Here is an 18,760-nt window from a genome sequence, read left to right on the forward strand (position 1 = left end):
AGCCGCCAGTGTAGCAAAAGCCCCAGCCTGTAACGCTTGACGGGTGTAACGGTACCTACATCCTGTAGGACAGCGAAACCAGCACGCTGCGCGGCGCGCCGTAGCGCTCCAAGCCGCCCGACCAGCTGTAGCCGAGCGCCTGGTAGTAGCGACGATCGAGCAGGTTGTCGATATTGAGGCGCAGCTGCAGCTGCTCGCTGATGCGGTAGCCGGCATTGAGCCCGACGACCGCATACGTGCCCTGGCTGGTGTCATAACCGGCCTCGCGCCGATACATGCGATCCTGCGCCATCACCGAGGCGCCCACGTTCCAGCGCGCCAGGCTGCCGTCGAGCTGGACATTGGTATGGAGCTTGAACAGTTGTTTCGGCTCGTCGGTGGCGATGCGCTGGCCGATATTGCTGGCCACACCGTCTTTGGTGTACTTGGCCAGCACATAGGTGTAGCCGCCGGCAATCTGCCAGCCTGGCAGGGGCGAGCCGGCAATTTGCAGATCGACGCCGTCGCTGCGCACCTCGCCGGCGGCGCGCGCGCAATACAGGCCGCCGCCGCTCGGGCAATGCTGTTCGTCCTGCATGGCGCGGTTGCTCTGCGTAATGCGAAACAGCGCGGCGCTGGCATTGAGCGCGCCGCCGAAATACTCGCCCTTCAGCCCAGCCTCGACATTGCTGCCCTTCAAAGGCGGCAACGTATTGCCGGTAAAGTCCATGCTGCTTTGCGGCTCGAATATCTGGGTTGCACTGACATAGGCGGAGTGGCGCTTGTCGATATCGACCACCAGCCCCGCATACGGCGTGACCTTCGCGCTTTCATCGAGGCTGCGGCGCCAGGTGGCGGCCGTTTCATACCAGCCCGTCACATCCTGCGCGTACCAGCCCAGGCGCGCGCCCAGCACCAGCCGCACCGGGTCGGCCAGGCTGAAGTTGCCTGCCGCGTACAATCCCTTCTCGCGCGTCTTGCGGCCCCAGTTGTACGGTTCGACCGGCCCGCTGTGCATGCGGTAGGCGTATGGATTCCAGTTGCGAATATCGACCACGCGGGTGGTGTCGCCTTCCCAGCTCTGGCCGGCAACCGAACTGTCGTCACGGTAGCTGGCGCCGACTATCACGTCATGCTGGCGGCCGAACCAGTTGACCGGACCGCTGAGGCGCAAGTCCGCCACCTGTTGCTTGGTGCCATAACGCCAGCCCGTTTCGCTCTGGCTCAGCAGAAAATCCTGGCCCTCTATACGGCCATTGGTGGTATTGCGCGTGTCCGAGTCGGCCTTGACATGGGTGGCGGCAAAGCGGGCGCGCCAGCCGCCGCCGAACTGGTGCTCGATATCGGCAAACAGCACATCGTTGTCGCGGTCCTGAAAGGAATCGGCATTGTTGAGAAAAGTTGAGCGCGGCAGGTTCATGTGGCGCCCGTCGGCATAAGTGGGCAAGCCGATAAACATGCCGTTGGTGCGCGTACGCTGGCGCGAAAAGCCGACGGCGGCCGTGGTGCCGGGTGCCAGGTCGGCTTCGACGATGCCATAGACAGTGTCGTTCTGGTGGTTGACCACATCGACGAAGCTGTCGCTGTCGCGCCAGCTCGCTGCCACGCGGCCGCGCACGCTGCCCGAGGCATTCAAGGCATTGCTGGCGTCGAGCGTCAGCTGACGATCGTTCCAGCTGCCCAGGCTGGCCGAGACATTGAGCAGCGGCGTGGCGGTGGGACGCTTCCTGATCATATTGATGCTGCCCGACGGCGCACCGGCGCCTTCGAGCAGGCCGGTGGCGCCGCGCACCACCTCGACCCGGTCGAACATCACCATATCGGCCGAGACATTGCGCTCGTTAAAGCCGGTGACATCGAGCGGCAGGCCGTCGACATTGACATGGCTGAGCGCAAAGCCGCGCGCGTAATACGTGGTTTCCTGGTCGGAGACACCCTGGCGCTTGCCATAAATGCCGGGCGTGGCCAGCGCCACGTCCTGCAGCGTGGTGAGGTTGAAGTCGTCCATCTGCTGGCGGCCGATCACGCTGACCGACTGCGGCGTATGGCGCTGCGACAGATCGAGGCCGGTGGCCGACCTGAGCTTGCGCGCCGTATAGGCACCGGTGCCTTCGCTGTTGCGCTCGGCTTCGGCATTGATGGTGACCGCCGGCATGGTCGCTTCGCCCGCCTGCGCGGACGCTTTGCGCACCAGGAAATTGCCGTTGCCGCCATCGACCGCTTCGAGTCCGCTGCCGGCCAGCAGCAGTTGCAACCCTTGGTAAGACGAGTGACGGCCTTGCAGCCCCGGCGTGCGCAGGCCGGCCAGTTGCACCGCCTGCATGGAAATATTCACGCCGGCATGCACCGCAAAACTGGACAACGCCGTCTGCAGGTCGCCGGCAGCAATCTGGAAGTCGCGCGTGGCGCTCGCTTGCGCGCTTTGCGCCATGGCCGGCGGCGCGATGGCGGCCGCGCCGCCCAATAACAGCAGCAGCGCAGTGCGCACGGCAAAAGTAGTTGGATGCAGCGCCAGCAGCGCTGCCGGAGTGCGGTGAAACAAAGCCATGGTGGTCCTTTCTGGTCGATAGAATGTGCTTCTATCTGATATGACGGACAAGGCGCACAAAAGGGACAAACCAGGAAACGGGATTCATACCGGCTCTATACTGACCCAGTAACGCGTGCTGAGCCGCACACGCACCGGCAGCGACATCTGCAGCAACTGCAAGATGCGATCGGTATCGTTCAGCTGGAAGATGCCGTCGACGGCCAGTTGCGCCACGCCCGGGTGACAGCGCACGACGCCCTGGCGGTAGCGCGCCAGTTGTGCGGCCACCTGCCCCAGCGGCGTGCGCCGGGCAACGAGCAGGCCGTCGCGCCAGGCGTCGGCATCCGGTGCAAGCGGCATAGCGGGGTCTGGCGCATGCTCGTCAAAGCTCAGTTGCCAGCCCTGGCGCAGCACACTGGCAGCACCCTGCGCTTTGACTGGCGTGATTTCCACTGCGCCATCGCTGACCGCCACATGGGTACGCGGCGAGAGCAGCGCCTCGTCCTGGCGTACCGTAAAGCGCGTGCCGATGGCGCGCACGCTGCCGTTGCTGCTGCGAATAATCAACGGCGGCGAAAGAGCGGGGTCAGCGCCGGCGGGCTTGGCCCCGGTCTGCACATGCACCTCCCCCGCATGCAAGGTCACCAGCCGCGCCGTGCTGTCAAACGCCACATCGATGGCGGTGGCGGTATTGAGCACCAGCTGGGTGCCATCGGGCAGCACCAGGTGCCGGATTTCACCGGTCGCGGTGCGCGTTTGCGCCCGAAACGCCTGCCACGGCGCCGAGCGGCTGGCCAGCCACAGCGGCGTGACGCCGGCAATCAGCAGCGCCAGGCGCTTGATGGCGACGCGCCGCTGGCGCACTGGCGCGGCATCGCCGGCCGGAGCGCGCAGCGCAGGCGGCACCATCGCCAGCGTGCGGCAGACCAGTTCGGCCCGCGCCCAGGCCGCCGCGTGGGCCGGGTCGCTGGCGCGCCAGGCCTCGAAAGCCCGCTGTTCGGCGCTGCCTGGCAGCACTTCGTGCAGGCGCACCAGCCACTGCGCCGCCTCGCGCGCGGCGCGCGGATCGATGGTTGTGTTCACAGGATCAGCAGGATGCATTGTTCGAACGCCTGCACCAGATAGCGCTTGACGGTGCGCTCGCTGACGTCCAGCCGCGCCGCGATCTCGGCATACGGCAATTCGTCGATATGCGCCATCAGGAAGGCACTGCGCACCGCGCAAGGCAGGCCGGCCAGCATGGCATCGAGCCGCTGCAGCGTTTCAAGGATCAGCAGGCGCTCTTCGGGCGACTGCACCAGCAGTTCGGGTTGCTGCGCCAGCACTTCCAGCCAGGCGTGTTCCAGCGACAGGCGCCGGTAATGGTCGATCAGCAGGCGCTGCGCCACGGTGGTGAGGTAGGCGCGTGGCGTCTGCAATGGCGTGGCGGGCGCGCGCGGCGCGGCCAGCAGGCGCACAAAGGTGTCCTGCGCCAGGTCTGCGGCCTGCTCGGCGCATTGCAGCTTGCCGCGCAGCCAACGCTTGAGCCAGCCATGGTGCTCGCTGTATAGGCCGGCCAGTCCGGCAAGGCTGTCGCTTGACTGCGCAATGTTCAAAAGCTGCTCCGCTGCGCCCCAGGCGACATGATGGATAAGCACGGCAGAATCGCCGCTCTTAATTGAGAATAATTCTCATTATATCAATCATGGCCTGGCGGGGCCAGCAAAGCTTGCAGACTTGCGACAGTGATACCGTCAGGACATCACCTTATCCGGCGTCATCGGCGTATCGCGTACGCGCTTGCCGGTGGCGTGATAAATCGCGTTGGAAATGGCCGCCGCCACGCCCACGATACCGATCTCGCCCACGCCCTTGGCACCCAGGCGGCTGACAATGCGGTCGTCTTCCTGCACGAAGATCACGTCGATATCGTGGATATCGGCATTGACCGCCACATGGTATTCCGACAGGTTGTGGTTCATGAAGCGCCCCATGCGGTGGTCCATATAGGTTTCTTCATGCAGCGCCTGGCTGATGCCCCATACCACCGCGCCGCTGACCTGGCTGGCGGCCGTCTTGGTATTGATGATGCGCCCGGCCGCCACCGCACTGACCACGCGCGTCACGCGCACGGTGCCGAACTCCTCGTCCACACGCACTTCGCAAAACACAGCCGAATGCACGGCGCGCACATATTTTTTCTGCTTGAGCACATTGGGCAGCAGCAGGTATTTTTCCTCGACCGATGCCTTGTCCTCAAGCCGCAGCAGTTCGGTCAGGGAAATGGCGCAGCTGTGGTCGCGCCGCAGCCGTATCGTCCCTTCCACAAACTCCACATCGGCAAAGCGCGCATGGGGAAACGGCGAGCGGTCCAGGTGTTTGGCCAGCTTGTAGAGCCGCTTTTTCAGTTTTTCGCAGGCGCCCTGCACGGCCGAGCCGACCGTGGCCACATGCGACGAGCCGCCTTCGATCGGCGCCACCGGCAGCGTCGAGTCGCCAAGCTGGAACGCCACCTGTTCAAGCGGCAGGCCCAGTTCTTCGGCCGCGATGGTGGCCATCACGGTATAGGTGCCGGTGCCGATATCGGTGGCCGCGCTGCTGACCACCAGCCGGCCATCGGCATGCAGCACGGCGCTGGCGCGTGCAAACATCTGCATGGCATCCCAGATGCCGGTCGCCATACCCCAGCCGACCCACTCGCTGCCTTCCTTGCGGCTGCGCGGCGCCAGCGGGCGCTGGTCCCAGCCGAAACGCTCGGCGCCCTGCGCATAGCAGGCGCGCAGCTCCTTGGTCGAATAGGGCAGGTCATCCATCGGGTTCGACTCGGCGTAGTTCTTCAGCCGCAGTGCCAGCGGGTCGATGCCGATTTCATACGACAATTCATCCATCGCCACTTCCAGCGCATGCACGCCATGCGCGGCGCCGGGCGCGCGCATGTCCATCGGCGTGAACTGATCCAGATCCACCAGTTGATAGCCTAGCCGGATATTGTCGCAGGTATAAAGCTGGCCGGACCAGTTGACCACCACTTCCACATAATCTTCAAAGCGCGACGTTTCGGCGCGCGCCTCGTGCCAGATCGCCTGCAGCTGCCCATCGCGGTTGGCGGCCAGCTTGATGCGCTGCCATGTTTCAGGCCGGTGACCAAAGGTAAACATCTGCTGGCGGCTCAACACCACGCGCACCGACCGCTTGAGCTTGAGCGCCGCCATCACGGCCAGCGGCAGCTGGTACTGCGGACGCAGTCCGGAACCGAAGGCGCCGCCCACATAGGGATTGCGCACCGTCACCCTGGACTTGGACAGGCCGAATACGCGCGACACATACCAGCGGCTGTTCTGCGAGCTTTGCGTCTTGTCGTAGATGGTCAGATGGCCGTCTTCGCCGCGAATCACGGTCGAGGCAAACAGCTCCATCGGATTGTGGTGTTCCACGCCGCTGTAATACTGGCCGTCGATCCTGCATTCGGCTGCCTGCCAGGCCTGCTCGGCATGGCCTTTTTCATCGGGCGGCGGCGAGAAACCGGCCTTGATGCCTTTCGGTGCATGCGGCCGGTCGAGGAAGCTGAGCAGGCCCGTTTCATGCGGTTGCGCCTCGTACTCGATACGCACCAGCGCTGCCGCATGGCGCGCCGCCTCGAACGTTTCAGCCACCACCAGCGCCACCGGCTGGCCGTTGTAGACGATCTGCTCGTCGTACAGGGGCCGGAACGGCGCGCCACCGGGCGCTGTCATGTCCTTGTAGAACAGGTCGAAGCTGCGCATTTTGGGACGGTTCTGATAGGTCATGACGTCCACCACGCCGGCCTGCGCCAATGCTGCGCTGGTGTCGATGGCCACGATGCGTCCGCGCGCAATCGTGCTGTTGACCACCACGCCGTGCAGCAGATCTTCGGTAAGGAACTCCGCCGTATAACGCGCCGCGCCGGTGACCTTGTCGCGGCCATCGACGCGCGAGACCGGCGTGCCGGTCCTGACATAGCCGGCGCCCGGGTCGGCCACCGGCGTGCGCAGTTCTGGTATCAGTTCGCTCATGCCGCTCCCCTTGTCATCACGGTGCCATTGGTGTGGCCGGTATTGTTGTAAGTGCCCGCCACGGCCATATTGAGCGCACGCACGATGGCGCGGCGCGCCATGGTGATCTTGAAGTCATTGCCGCCCTGCCCTTGCGCGCCTTCCAGCAGACGATCGGCAAAGGCTGCAAAGCGGCCCGCATCGGGTGCGCCATGCAGCAGCGGCTCGGCTGCCGGCACGCGCCACGGCTTGTGCGCCACGCCGCCGAGCGCCACACGCGCTTCGCGAATCGCACCGTCTTCGCCGATATCGAGCATGGCTGCCACCGACACCAGCGCAAACGCATACGAGGCGCGCTCGCGCAGCTTGAGGTAAATGCTATGGCCGGCAAACTGGCCGGCCGGCGGCAGGCTGATGCTGGTAATCAGTTCGTCCGGCGCCAGATTGGTGTCAATTTCCGGCGTGTCGCCGGGCAGCCGGTGAAAGTCGGCAAACGCGATCTGACGCTCGCCGCGCTGCGACGCCACCTGCACCGTTGCCTCCAATGCGGCCAGCGCCACGCACATGTCGGATGGATGGGTAGCGATACAGGCGCTGCTCGCACCCAGGATCGCATGCTGGCGCGACAGGCCGCCAATCGCCGGGCAGCCCGTGCCCGGTTCGCGCTTGTTGCACGGCACTTCAGCATCGTAGAAATAATGACAGCGCGTGCGCTGCAGCAGGTTGCCGCCATTGCTGGCCATATTGCGTATCTGTGGAGACGCGCCAGCCAGGATCGCGGCACTCAGCAAGGGATAGCGCTCGAGCACCAGCGGATGGTAGGCGGTGGCCGCATTGCGCGCCAGCGCGCCCAGCGCCAGCCCGCCGTCTGCTTGCTCTTCGATGACGTCCAGCGGCAGGCGGTTGATATCGACCAGCCGCTGCGGCAGCATCACGCGCTCTTTCATCAGGTCGATCAGATTGGTGCCGCCGGCAACAAAGCGCGCACCTTCGGCGCGGATCTGCTCGAGCGCGGCAGCCTGGTCGAACGGCACCACAAACGATAGCGGATTCATGCCGGCACCGTACCGATACGCGCACCGGCGTGATCGTCCTTGTCGTGGTGATTGGTCTCGTCGGGCAGCTTCATCACCTCGGCCATGGCCGCCACGATTTGCGGATAGGCGCCGCAGCGGCATACATTGCCGCTCATCAGTTCGCGCACCTGCGCGCGGTCTTGTGCCTGGCCCTCGTTGATCAGGCCCACGCCAGAACACAGCTGGCCCGGGGTGCAGTAGCCGCATTGAAACGCGTCGTGTCGGACAAACGCCTGCTGCAGCGGATGCAGCGCATTGCCGTCCGCCAGTCCTTCGACGGTAGTAATGCTGCGCCCGTCCTGCATCAGCGCCAGCGTCAGGCAGGAATTGATGCGCTTGCCGTCAACGAGCACCGTGCAGGCGCCGCACTGACCCTGGTCGCAGCCCTTCTTGGTGCCGGTCAGCGCCAGCCGGTCACGCAGCAGGTCAAGCAGGCTGACCCAGGCTTCGACATGCAACTGGTGCTGTTCGCCATTGACGCGCAGGCTGAGCGGATAAACAGGAACAGCAGGCGCCGCGGGCGCTCGGCCGGCGGCGGAAGTGGTAATACGGGTATCCATGGCCAACCCTTCAAAAACGTGGGGAATGCATGGATACTAAGATTGCAGAAACAGTACGACTATGCGCTGTCGCACATAAGGGCAAATGGGTCAGTTGATGCTGTCGGCCAGCGCCGCCTGTACCAGTTGCTCCATATCAGGCCCGGCGGCCTCACAATTGGCCAGCTGGATAATCGACATACGGCTTTGCGGCAGCCGTACTATCAAGGTACCGAAGCCCCACAGGCCGCCGCCATGAAACACCACGTCCTGCCCTGCCCTTTGCACGATTTCCAGCCCAAAACGGTAGTCGCGCACGGTGCCGTCCAGCAGTGGCGACGGCTGCAACAGCGCATGCAGCAGGCTGGCCGGATCGGCCCATTGCCGATGCCACTCGACTTCCCAGCGCACCAGCTCGGCCGCGCTGCCATAAATACCGCCATCGCCCACCGTATTGGCATTGCCCAGATGCTGGCGCCAGCCGAACGGACGTCCGGCATCGGCGTCATAGCTGGTGACACGGTGCGGTATCAGATTGAGCCGGTCGTCGTCGTAGCCGAGCTTGTGCATGCCCAGCGGCTCGAACAACTTCTCTCTGGCATAGCGCGCCAGCGGCATGCCAGACAGTCGTTCGACCAACGCGGCCAGCAATATGTAATTGCTGTTGCTGTAGCGGTATGCACTCGACGTCGCACACTCGACCGTATCGAGCCTGCCGATCAACTCCAGAATCAGCGCATTATTGAAATAGTCCGATTCATGCCGTCCCAGCTGCGCCTGCAGAAACGCAAAATAGTCGGGTATGCCGCTGGTATGGTTGAGCAGGCTGCGCAAAGGAAAAGCCTGCTCGAATTTTGCCAGCTCAGGCAGATACGCGCAAACATCATCATCGAGCCCGATACGCCCCTCGCGCACCAGCATCAGCATGCAAGCAGCCGTAAATTGTTTTGATTCCGATGCCAGGTAATAGGCCGAGTCGCGTGACAAAGGCACCTGCAGTTCCAGCGACGCCATGCCGTGGTGGATATCGAAAACAAGCTGGCCATTGCAGACCATGGCCGCACTGAAGCCGGGGCCTTGCTGTGGCAGGCTGGCACGCAACTTCTGAAAATATTCCTGTAAATGCAGCACGGCGCCTGCCTGTCGATTTGGTAAAACGCTTATTTTAAGGGTTTTCATTGAAGCGATAAACGCAAGACTGAATTCAAGGCGCGCAGTTTTCTGCTTTATCGCAAGGCGAACCTGCCAACCTGAAAAGATAGCGCGTTCCTTGCTGGCCAGCGCCAGCCATGGCTCCGGTCACGCACGTGGTGTTGCAGAGCAGCTGCCCTCGCAGTGCAACATGCATTTCCCTCCTGCTTGGCGCGGCCATGCATTAGAATCAGCGACCTTAGCCAGCAAAAACAGGAACACAGAATATGACGGCAATCGGCAGTACCGAACCACAAGAGCTCAAGCGCGGCCTTAAAAGCCGGCATATCCAGCTGATCGCCCTGGGCGGCGCCATCGGCACCGGTCTGTTTCTCGGCATTGCGCAGACCATCAAGATGGCCGGCCCATCGGTGCTGCTGGGCTACGGCATCGCCGGCGTGATCGCTTTCCTGATCATGCGCCAGCTCGGTGAAATGGTGGTCGACGAGCCGGTGGCCGGCTCGTTCAGCTACTTTGCCGACAAATACTGCGGCCACCTGCCGGGCTTTTTGTCGGGCTGGAATTACTGGGTGCTGTATGTACTGGTCAGCATGGCCGAGCTGACGGCGGTCGGCATCTATGTGCAGTACTGGTGGCCGGGCGTGCCGACCTGGGTCTCGGCGCTGGTGTTCTTTGCCGCGATTAACGCCATCAGCCTGCTCAACGTCAAGGCCTTCGGTGAAATGGAATTCTGGTTCTCGCTGATCAAGGTCGTCGCCATTATCGGCATGATCGTGTTTGGCGCTTATTTGCTGGCCTCCGGCAACGCGGGCCCGCAGGCCTCGGTGGCCAATCTGTGGCAGCACGGCGGCTTCTTCCCGAACGGCTGGCAAGGGCTGGTGATGGCCATGGCCGTGATCATGTTCTCGTTTGGCGGCCTGGAGCTGATCGGCATCACGGCGGCCGAAGCCGACGATCCTTCGACCACCATCCCACGCGCCACCAACCAGGCCATCTACCGCATCCTGATTTTTTATATCGGTGCGCTGGGCATTTTGCTGTCCCTGTATCCATGGCAGAACGTGGTGACCGGCGGCAGCCCGTTTGTGCTGATCTTCCATGCGCTCGACAGCAACCTGGTGGCTACGGCGCTCAACGTGGTGGTGCTGACGGCAGCGCTGTCGGTCTACAACAGTGGCGTCTATTCGAATACCCGCATGCTGTTCGGCCTGGCCAAACAGGGCAATGCGCCGCGCGCGTTGCTGCACCTGAACCGGCGCGGCGTGCCGCTGGTCGCGCTGGGCGTGTCGGCGCTGGCGACCGGCATCTGCGTGGTGGTCAACTACCTGATGCCGGGCGAGGCGTTTGAAATGCTGATGGGGCTGGTGGTATCGGCCCTGATCATCAACTGGGGCATGATCAGCTGGATTCACCTGCGCTTTCGCGCCCAGAAACAAAGCGAAGGCAAGGTTACGCTGTTCCAGAGCCTGGGCTACCCGTTGACCAACTACCTGTGCCTGGCCTTCCTGGCCAGCGTGCTGGTGGTGATGTTCATGACGCCGGGCTTGCGCCTGTCGGTCTATCTGATACCCGTCTGGCTGGGTGTGCTGTTTGTCGGCTACCGTATCAGACAAGGCCGGGCAAGCCGGCAATCGAGTCACTAAGCTCGCAGCCTGCCATATTTGCAACCGGGCGGTTGCCTGCTATAAACCGCTCTCGCGCACCAGCACGCCGGCTGCCTTGCGCCCAGCGCTCCACAGCATGCTGCTGCGCTCGCCCTCTATGTGCGCCACAACCGGCGCCATGCTGCCAGTACCGCCCTGGTCGAGCCGCAAGGTAACGCGGTACAGGGCTTCGTTGGCCAGCGACTCGCCTTGCCGCCCCGCACGCGCGGCGATCGGGCCGCCGTGGACTGACGACAGCATGGATTCAGGCAAGGCGCGGCTGGCCGTGCTGTCGATGCCGATCACGGTCGCCTCCATTGCCTTGCCATCGTGGCGGCGCTCGATCAGGCGCGCAAGCGCGCCCGGCCTGACGCGGCCGATATCGGATTCATGCACATACACCTGGGCCAGTGCCGCGCTGGAATCGACCACCCTGCCCAGCACATGGCTGCGGCTGACCCAGGCGCCGGGATACAGACCGGGATCGAGGTCGCGCACCACGCCGTCATGCGGCGCGATGACCGTCAGGCGCCCGGCTTCCGCGCTCTGCGCAGCATATTCAGCGCGCGCTGCCGCCAGTTCCTGCTCCAGTACGCGCGAACGCTCATACAACTCGGGGCTGTCGATGGCGCCGTTAAGGCGCAGCACCAGACCATCGATACGGCTTTGCAGCTGCACCAGCTGGCTGCTGACAGCCGGTGCGGTCAGCACGAACAGCGGCTGGCCGCTTCTGACTTGCTGCCCTTCTCTGACCAGCACCTGTTCCACCCGCGCCGGCATCGGCGGGAACAGCTGGCTGTGCTTGCCAGCCTGCCAGTAGCCGTCGGCCACCACATCGGAGCGCCAGGGCACTGCCAGTAACAGCACCAAACCGGACAGGACCAGCGCACTGCGCGCGGCATTGCCTGACCAGCGGCTGCGCAATTGCCACCAAGCGCGCAGTTCATTGCACATCGGGCGCAGCACGAACCAGCTTATTTCCACAGCAAACAAAATCACTCCCATCACTTTGAAGAAGAAGAAATACACGGCGGCGGCAATGCCGGTAAACATGATCAGCCGGTACAGCCAGGTGGCATAGGCATACAGCGTCAGCCCGTGCGTGCGCGATGCCAGTTGCGGATCGGGAAACGCCGACTGCACGCCCAGCACCGTCTTGCGCAGGCGCCAGCGGGCGATGGCAAAGCTGCGCTCGGACAAATTGGGTATGTCGAGCAGATCCATCAGCAGGTAATAGCCGTCAAAGCGCATGAAAGGATTGAGATTGATCGCCAGCGTACTGACCCAGGTAACAGCGGCCAGGATATACATGGCGCTCTTGAAGCCGCCGTCGGGCGCCACGCTCCACAGCAGCGCAGCAATCCCGGCCAGTATCAGTTCGGCCACCACGCCCGCGCCGCCAATGGCCAGCCGGGCGCGCCGCGAGGTCAGCTTCCATGCCTCCGAAGTATCGGTATAGAGCAGCGGCCACATCATCATCAGCGCCACGCCCATGGCGGGCACCCGCACACCGTAGTATTTGCAGGTATAAGCATGGGCCAGCTCATGCAGCATCTTGGCCGCGCCCAATGCCAGGCCATAATACAAGGCGCCCTGCCATGAAAAGAAATACAGAAAAGTGCTGGTAAAGGCAGGCCACTGATCCAGTACGCGCCATACGCCCAGCAGTGACAGCAGCGCGCAGGTCGCAAAAAACGCCGGGCGGAATAGTAGCAGCACCCAGCGGCTGGTACGATCAAGAAAGGCATTGGGCCGCACCAGCGGCACGCGGAAAAACAAATAGTGGTGCAGCAGCCACGTCAGCGCCGAAGGCTGGCGGCTGGCAGCGACCTTGTGCAACTGGGCGCGCAGCTGTGCGGCATCGGCGCGCAGCAATTCATTCGCCTGCAGGAAGCGCTGCACATCGAGCACATCTTCCGGTTCGGGCGCCAGCGCCGTCGCATTTGCTACCGCCTCGCACAGTTCGCCGGCCCGCATGGTGCCGCGCCAGCGCGACAGCAACTCGAATTCCAGCCAGCCGATACGAAAAAAACGGTTGCGTGCCGCGTCATAGATATGCCAGTGCGGTGCGCCATCCAGGCCGGGCGGTGCTGGCTGCAGGGCAAGATCTTCGCGCAAAGGCGCCAGGCGCTCTTCGGCAGGTTCAGGCGTGACGGTGGAAGCCGCTTGCGCCAGCGTCAGGTGCTCTGCCAGGCTCATGGCTGCGGCCGCATCGGCGATGAAATGGAATGGCGCATCGCATACACCGGAGTGCACTCAATACCCGGTTGAACCGGCTGGACTGTCACTGAATTGCTCAAAATATCACCACTCATAGCGCGTTTTAGCCTAGCGTTTTACGCAGCATGCGTCGTTTCGTCAAGATAATAATTTTGTAAAAAAAACTTGCTCAGATACACTATTAATATGCAGCAACAGCTACAATTTATAACCGAAAAAATTATTAAATTAAATATTTTATTTTAATTGAGATAATAGGAAATATTACCAGATAAGCATTATTTTTAATTCGATCAGTTTTTATATCGGCCTTTCACTTTTTTGATATTCCGCGCCAGCTGCCTTCTCCGAACAGGGCAACATCATGGCAAACCAGGAAACCAGCGATGACTTCACGTGACAACCGCAGCAATGCCTCCCCCATGAACGCCGCGCCATCGAACGCCGTTTCCTTGCCATCGGGCCCAAAACGGACTAAGGGCTTGCGTCCGTCAAGCAGCCTGCTGGCGCTGGAAACACGCATCGTGTTTGACGGCGCCGTGCATGCTGCGCTTGCGGAGCCACACGATGCCGGCGCCGGCATCATGCACAAGGCCGTTGCTGCGGCAGCAGCCGAGGTGGTCCGCGCGCCGGCACCGCTGCATGCACCAGAGCGCACGGCGACGCCGGATCGGCTGGCAAGCGAAGCCGCCGTGACAGCAGCGGCGCCAACGACCATCGTCTTTATCGACGCCTCGGTACAGAATTCGCAATCGCTGCTGGCCGGCCTGAAACCGGGTGTTGAAGTCATCATGCTCGACAGGAACAGCGACGGCGTGCAGCAAATCGCCGACGCCCTGAAAGGCCGCCACGGCCTCGACAGCATCCAGATTCTGTCGGAAGGCAACAACGGCCGGATCCTGCTGGGATCGGCAACCCTGGCCGACAGCAATATCGACACCTACCGGGCGGCACTGGCCGGCTGGGGCGGCGCACTGCGCGCCGGCGGCGATATTTTGTTGTTTGGCTGCAACGTCGCCAACACCGCCACCGGCGACCACTTCGTCAACCGCCTGGCCGAGCTGACCGGCGCCGACGTCGCCGCCTCCACCGACGCCACCGGCGCCGCCGCGCTGGGCGGCAACTGGACGCTGGAAAAACACACGGGCAACATCGAGGCAGAGAAGGCCCTGGGCGAGCGTGCCATGGCCGACTACGACGGCCTGCTCATTACCGGCAACGGCACCGCCGATGGCACCTATGATTTTGGTGGCACCCTGAGCGCAGAACTGAGCGCTCCTAACACCGGCTTCAAGAAGCTCGCTGACAAGATGCTGGTCAGCAGCTTCCTGGCGCAATCGGGTACCTCGCTGTTTCCGCAGACCGGTACTTTTCCCCTTGGCGGTACCATCACGGCCGAGTTCAAGGGCGAGGGCACGGTGATGAAGTCGTTCACCTTCCAGGATTTTTCGATCAGTGCCCAAGGCGGCACCAATGGCCGCATAATCGATGAGCTGCGACTGGTCGTGAAAGATGCCAGCGGCAACGTCTTGCTCGACAAGGCGATGACTGAATCGACCAAGAATCTGAACAAGACAGCAACCACGCTCAGCTCGCTGATTAACGGTGGCGTCGAATGGAATGTGGCCAATGCCGCCTCGATCTCTATTACGGCCAGCTTTGTCGCGAGTACGGCCTCCGTCGGCGGCTACAACGGCGCCACGCCAGCCAACTTCAACTTCCTGTCGATCAAAATGGCCGGCATCTCCAGCTCGGCGGGCGGGACACCATCAAATGTTGCACCCACCTTTGTCGGCACCAACACGGCGCTGCCGGCAGTACAAAACGGCGCCACCATTGACGTCAAGTCCGTGCTGCACGCCAGCGACAGCGACAGCGGCCAGACCCTGAGCTGGACCCAGTCCACCGGGCCATCGAACGGCACGGTGAACTTCAGCGCCGCCACCGGCGCCTCGGGCAGCACCGACATCACGCCGGGCGGCACCATCACCTACACGCCGAACGCCGGCTACGCCGGCACCGACACCTTCACGGTCCAGGTCAGCGACGGTACCACCACCGCCACCCGCACCGTCACCGTCAACGTCGCGCCTACCACCGCCGGCACGCCCGACCTCGCCGCCGCTTCGGATTCCGGCAGCAGCCAGACCGACAATCGTACCAATGCCGCCAGCCTGACCTTTTCCGGCACCAGCGCCGCCGGCGACAGCACCAGCTCCGTCCAGGTATTCCTCGACGCCAATAACAACGGCGTCTATGACAGCGGCGAAGCCACTGCTTCGGCCACCGTCTCGAATGGCAACTGGACCGTCAGCAACCTGTCCACCACGGGCCTGGCCGATGGCACTTACACGGCGTATGCGATCGTCACGTCGGCCATCGGCGCTGTCAAGAGCACTGTCAGTTCCGGTCTGTCCGTCATCATCGACAAGACCGCGCCCGGTACGCCGACCAACGCCAACGCCTTGCTCTCCGCTTCCGACAGCGGCAGCTCGAATTCGGACGGCATCACCAGGATCACCAATCCAACCATTCGTGTCAGCCTGGCCGGTACCAACGCGGTGGCGGGCGACACGGCCGAGCTGCTGCTGGGCGGCGCCGCGCTGGCCACACCGGCCACCGCGACGGTGAGCGCCACCGATATCAGCAACGGCTATATCGACGTCACCTTTGCCAGCGGCACGCTGGGCGCTGATGGCAGCAAGACCGTCACCGCCCGTGTGACCGACGTGGCCGGCAACGTCGGCAGCGCCGGCGGCAGCGTCAGCTTCACGCTCGACACGACCGCGCCGGGCGCGCCAAGCACGGCACTCGTGCTCACCGCCGCCACCGACAGCGGCAGCTTGGCCACCGACGGGCGCACCAACAACACCAGTCCAACGTTCCAGGTGAGCCTGGCCGGCACCAACGCCGTGGCCGGCGACACCATCGAGCTGCTGCTGAGCGGCGCCGCGCTGGGCACGCCGGTACTGGCGACGCTGACCACCAGCGACATTACCCGGGGCACGATCGACCTGAGCCTGGGCAGCAACACGCTGGGCGCTGATGGCAGCAAGACCGTCACCGCCCGCGTCATCGACGTGGCCGGCAACATCGGCACGGCCGGCGGCGCCGCCACCATCGTGCTCGATACCACGGCACCGGGCGCCCCCGCCTCTATCGCATTGAGCGCCGGCTCCGACAGCGGCAGTTCGAACAGCGACGGCATCACCAATGTCACCACCCCGGTCATGCGCGTGTCGCTGACCGGCACCAACGCGGCGGCCAACGACACCATCGAGCTGCTGCTGGGCGGCGCCGCCATGGCCACCCCGGTACGCGGCACCGTCAGCGCCACCGATGTCAGCAATGGCTACATCGACGTGACGATCACCAGCGGCAACCTGGGCAGCGACGGCGTAAAGACGATTACCGCGCGCCTGACCGACGTGGCCGGCAACACCGGCAGCGCCGGCGGCTCGGTGAGCTTCACGCTCGACACCACCGCCAACGCTACGCCCGGCACCCCGGTATTGAGCGCCGCCTCCGACAGCGGCAGGTCCAGTACGGACCGCATCACCCGTATCAACACCCCGACCATCACCGGCACGACCGTGGCGGACAGCACCGTCACCTTGTATGACACCAACGGTAGCACCGTGCTGGGCACGGCGGTGGCCAACAGCAGCGGCGCCTGGAGCATCACCACCACCACGCTCGCCGACGGCGTGCACCAGCTGCGCGCCCGTTCGACCGACGCGGCCGGCAACATCAGCCTTTCCTCCAGCACCCTGATGGTCACCATCGATACCACCGCGCCGGGCAAGCCGGGCGTGCCCACCCTCGACGCCAACAGCGACACCGGCAGCTCGACCTCGGACCGCGTCACCAGCGATAACACCCCCACCATCAGGGGCTCGGCGGAAAACCTCTCGACCGTTACCCTGTACGACAGCGACGGCACCACCGTGCTGGGCACCGCGAACGTCAGCAGCGGTACCTGGGTCGTCACCAGCAGCGCCCTGGCCGACGGCGTCCACAACCTGACGGTGAAATCGACCGATGCCGCCGGCAATACCAGTCCCGCGTCGAACGCACTGCAAATTACCATCGCCACCGTCGGTGTGCCTCCCACCGGGCTGGCGCTGGCCGCAAGCTCCGACAGCGGTCTGTCAAGCGCGGACGGCATCACCAGCGTCACCATGCCCACCGTCACCGGCAGCGCGATGGCCAACAGCCTCGTCACCCTGTACGACAGCGACGGCACCACCGTGCTGGGCACGGCCACCGCCACCGGCGGCACCTGGAGCATCACCCCTACCGTCGCGCTGAGCGAGGGCCAGCACACGCTGACGGCCAAGGCGTTCGACGTGGTGGGCAACACCAGCGCCGCCTCCAGCGCGCTGACCATCACTATCGACACCACCGCGCCCGGCACGCCGACCAGTCCGCTGGCACTGGCAACCGGTTCCGACAGCGGCAGCTCGAGCACCGACAACCTCACCCGTATCGACAATCCGACGGTGCGCCTGAGCCTGGCAGGCACCAGTGCCGTGGCGGGCGACCGGGCCGAACTGCTGTTGGCTGGCAATGCCCTGGGCACGCCCGCGCGCGCCACCTTGAGCGCGCAGGACATCAGCAACGGCTACGTTGACCTGGTCGTGACGGCGGGCGACCTGGGCGCCGATGGCAGCAAGACCTTCACCGCCCACGTCACCGATGCGGCCGGCAATGTCGGCACCGCCGGCGGCGCGCTCACCATCACGCTCGACACCTCGGCGCCGGCAGCGCCAAGCGCACCGGTACTCGCTGCGGCCAGCGACAACGGCAGCTCGAACACCGACGGCATTACCAGCGTCACCACGCCTACCGTCACCGGCACTGCCGAAGCAGGCAGTACCGTCACGCTGTACGATACCGACGGCACCACCGTACTCGGCACGACAGTTGCTACCGGCGGCGCGTGGAGCATCACCAGCAGCGCACTGGCTTCCGGTACGCACAGCCTGAGCGTCAAGGCGGTGGATGCTGCCGGCAATAGCAGCGTCGCCAGCGCCACGCTGTCGATTACCATCGATGCCACCGCACCGGCAGCGCCAAGCGCACCGGTATTGGCGCTGGCTTCCGATAGCGGCAGTTCCAACACCGACGGTGTTACCAACGTCACCACGCCTACCGTCACTGGCACCGCCGGAGCGGGCAGCACCGTCACACTGTACGATACCAACGGCACCACCGTGCTCGGCACCGCATTGGCCACCGGGGGCGTGTGGAGTATCACCAGCAGCGCATTGGCTTCCGGTACGCACAGCCTGAGCGTCAAGGCGGTGGATACTGCCGGCAATAGCAGCGTCGCCAGCGTGGCGCTGGCGATCACCATCGACACGATCGCACCGGCAGCGCCAAGTGCTCCGGTATTGGCGCTGGCTTCCGATAGCGGCAACTCCAACACCGACGGTGTTACCAACGTCACCACGCCTACCGTCACTGGCACCGCCGAAGCGGGCAGCACCGTCACGCTGTACGATACCGACGGCACCACCGTGCTCGGCACGGCCGTGGCCACCGGCGGCGCGTGGAGCATCACCAGCAGCGCACTGGCTTCCGGTACGCACAGTCTGAGCGTCAAGGCGGTGGATGCGGCCGGCAA

Annotated in this window: 10 protein-coding genes; 2 read left to right on the top strand and 8 right to left on the bottom strand. The window is 64.0% G+C overall.

The features are described 5' to 3' along the window. Positions 1-55: 55 nt before the first annotated feature. The 7 genes from GCM43_RS17895 to GCM43_RS17925 all read right to left on the bottom strand — a co-directional run bounded on the left by GCM43_RS17895 (position 56) and on the right by GCM43_RS17925 (position 9,247). The gene (locus tag GCM43_RS17895) at positions 56-2,527 is read right to left on the bottom strand and encodes a TonB-dependent siderophore receptor (RefSeq protein ID WP_152246731.1); all 2,472 of its coding nucleotides are present in this window, start codon (positions 2,525-2,527) and stop codon (positions 56-58) included. An 84-nt stretch (positions 2,528-2,611) separates the two neighbouring features. Then, the gene (locus tag GCM43_RS17900) at positions 2,612-3,592 is read right to left on the bottom strand and encodes a FecR domain-containing protein (RefSeq protein ID WP_193315662.1); all 981 of its coding nucleotides are present in this window, start codon (positions 3,590-3,592) and stop codon (positions 2,612-2,614) included. Then, positions 3,589-4,104 (bottom strand): sigma-70 family RNA polymerase sigma factor, encoded by a 516-nt coding sequence (locus GCM43_RS17905; RefSeq protein WP_413770962.1) that lies wholly within the window; start codon positions 4,102-4,104, stop codon positions 3,589-3,591. The genes GCM43_RS17900 and GCM43_RS17905 overlap by 4 nt, the downstream gene beginning before the upstream one ends. A 138-nt stretch (positions 4,105-4,242) precedes the next feature. Continuing rightward, positions 4,243-6,522 (bottom strand): xanthine dehydrogenase family protein molybdopterin-binding subunit, encoded by a 2,280-nt coding sequence (locus GCM43_RS17910; protein WP_152246735.1) that lies wholly within the window; start codon positions 6,520-6,522, stop codon positions 4,243-4,245. After that, positions 6,519-7,556: an FAD binding domain-containing protein gene (locus GCM43_RS17915; RefSeq protein WP_152246737.1), complete on the bottom strand. Its 1,038-nt coding sequence runs from the start codon at positions 7,554-7,556 to the stop codon at positions 6,519-6,521. Before GCM43_RS17915 ends, GCM43_RS17910 begins: the two co-directional genes overlap by 4 nt. Further along, complete coding sequence (locus GCM43_RS17920; protein WP_152246739.1) at positions 7,553-8,137, bottom strand: (2Fe-2S)-binding protein; 585 nt, start codon at positions 8,135-8,137, stop codon at positions 7,553-7,555. The genes GCM43_RS17915 and GCM43_RS17920 overlap by 4 nt, the downstream gene beginning before the upstream one ends. A gap of 90 nt (positions 8,138-8,227) precedes the next feature. Continuing rightward, positions 8,228-9,247 (bottom strand): serine hydrolase domain-containing protein, encoded by a 1,020-nt coding sequence (locus tag GCM43_RS17925; protein WP_226929545.1) that lies wholly within the window; start codon positions 9,245-9,247, stop codon positions 8,228-8,230. A 287-nt stretch (positions 9,248-9,534) separates the two neighbouring features. Here GCM43_RS17925 and GCM43_RS17930 point away from each other — a divergent pair, with 287 nt between their 5' ends. After that, positions 9,535-10,911, top strand: a complete 1,377-nt coding sequence (locus GCM43_RS17930) for an amino acid permease (protein ID WP_152246741.1) — start codon at positions 9,535-9,537, stop codon at positions 10,909-10,911. A 39-nt stretch (positions 10,912-10,950) separates the two neighbouring features. Here GCM43_RS17930 and GCM43_RS17935 read toward each other — a convergent pair whose 3' ends face one another. Continuing rightward, positions 10,951-13,110, bottom strand: coding sequence for an HlyD family efflux transporter periplasmic adaptor subunit (locus GCM43_RS17935; protein WP_152246743.1), 2,160 nt, complete (start codon positions 13,108-13,110; stop codon positions 10,951-10,953). A gap of 407 nt (positions 13,111-13,517) precedes the next feature. On the opposite strand from GCM43_RS17935, the gene GCM43_RS17940 reads away from it, so the two are divergent. Continuing rightward, positions 13,518-18,760 (top strand): Ig-like domain-containing protein (locus GCM43_RS17940; RefSeq protein WP_152246745.1); only part of this gene is annotated, 5,243 nt, incomplete at its 3' end.

The sequence above is a fragment of the Janthinobacterium aquaticum genome, from assembly GCF_009208565.1.
GTDB lineage: Bacteria > Pseudomonadota > Gammaproteobacteria > Burkholderiales > Burkholderiaceae_D > Janthinobacterium.

Excerpts from the sequence above, each read along its gene's own strand:
- GCM43_RS17920 (WP_152246739.1), bottom strand. The coding sequence starts at position 8,137 with ATGGATACCCGTATTACCACTTCCGCCGCCGGCCGAGCGCCCGCGGCG.
- GCM43_RS17910 (WP_152246735.1), bottom strand. The coding sequence starts at position 6,522 with ATGAGCGAACTGATACCAGAACTGCGCACGCCGGTGGCCGACCCGGGC.
- GCM43_RS17915 (WP_152246737.1), bottom strand. The coding sequence starts at position 7,556 with ATGAATCCGCTATCGTTTGTGGTGCCGTTCGACCAGGCTGCCGCGCTC.
- GCM43_RS17895 (WP_152246731.1), bottom strand. The coding sequence starts at position 2,527 with ATGGCTTTGTTTCACCGCACTCCGGCAGCGCTGCTGGCGCTGCATCCA.
- GCM43_RS17935 (WP_152246743.1), bottom strand. The coding sequence starts at position 13,110 with ATGAGCCTGGCAGAGCACCTGACGCTGGCGCAAGCGGCTTCCACCGTC.
- GCM43_RS17930 (WP_152246741.1), top strand. The coding sequence starts at position 9,535 with ATGACGGCAATCGGCAGTACCGAACCACAAGAGCTCAAGCGCGGCCTT.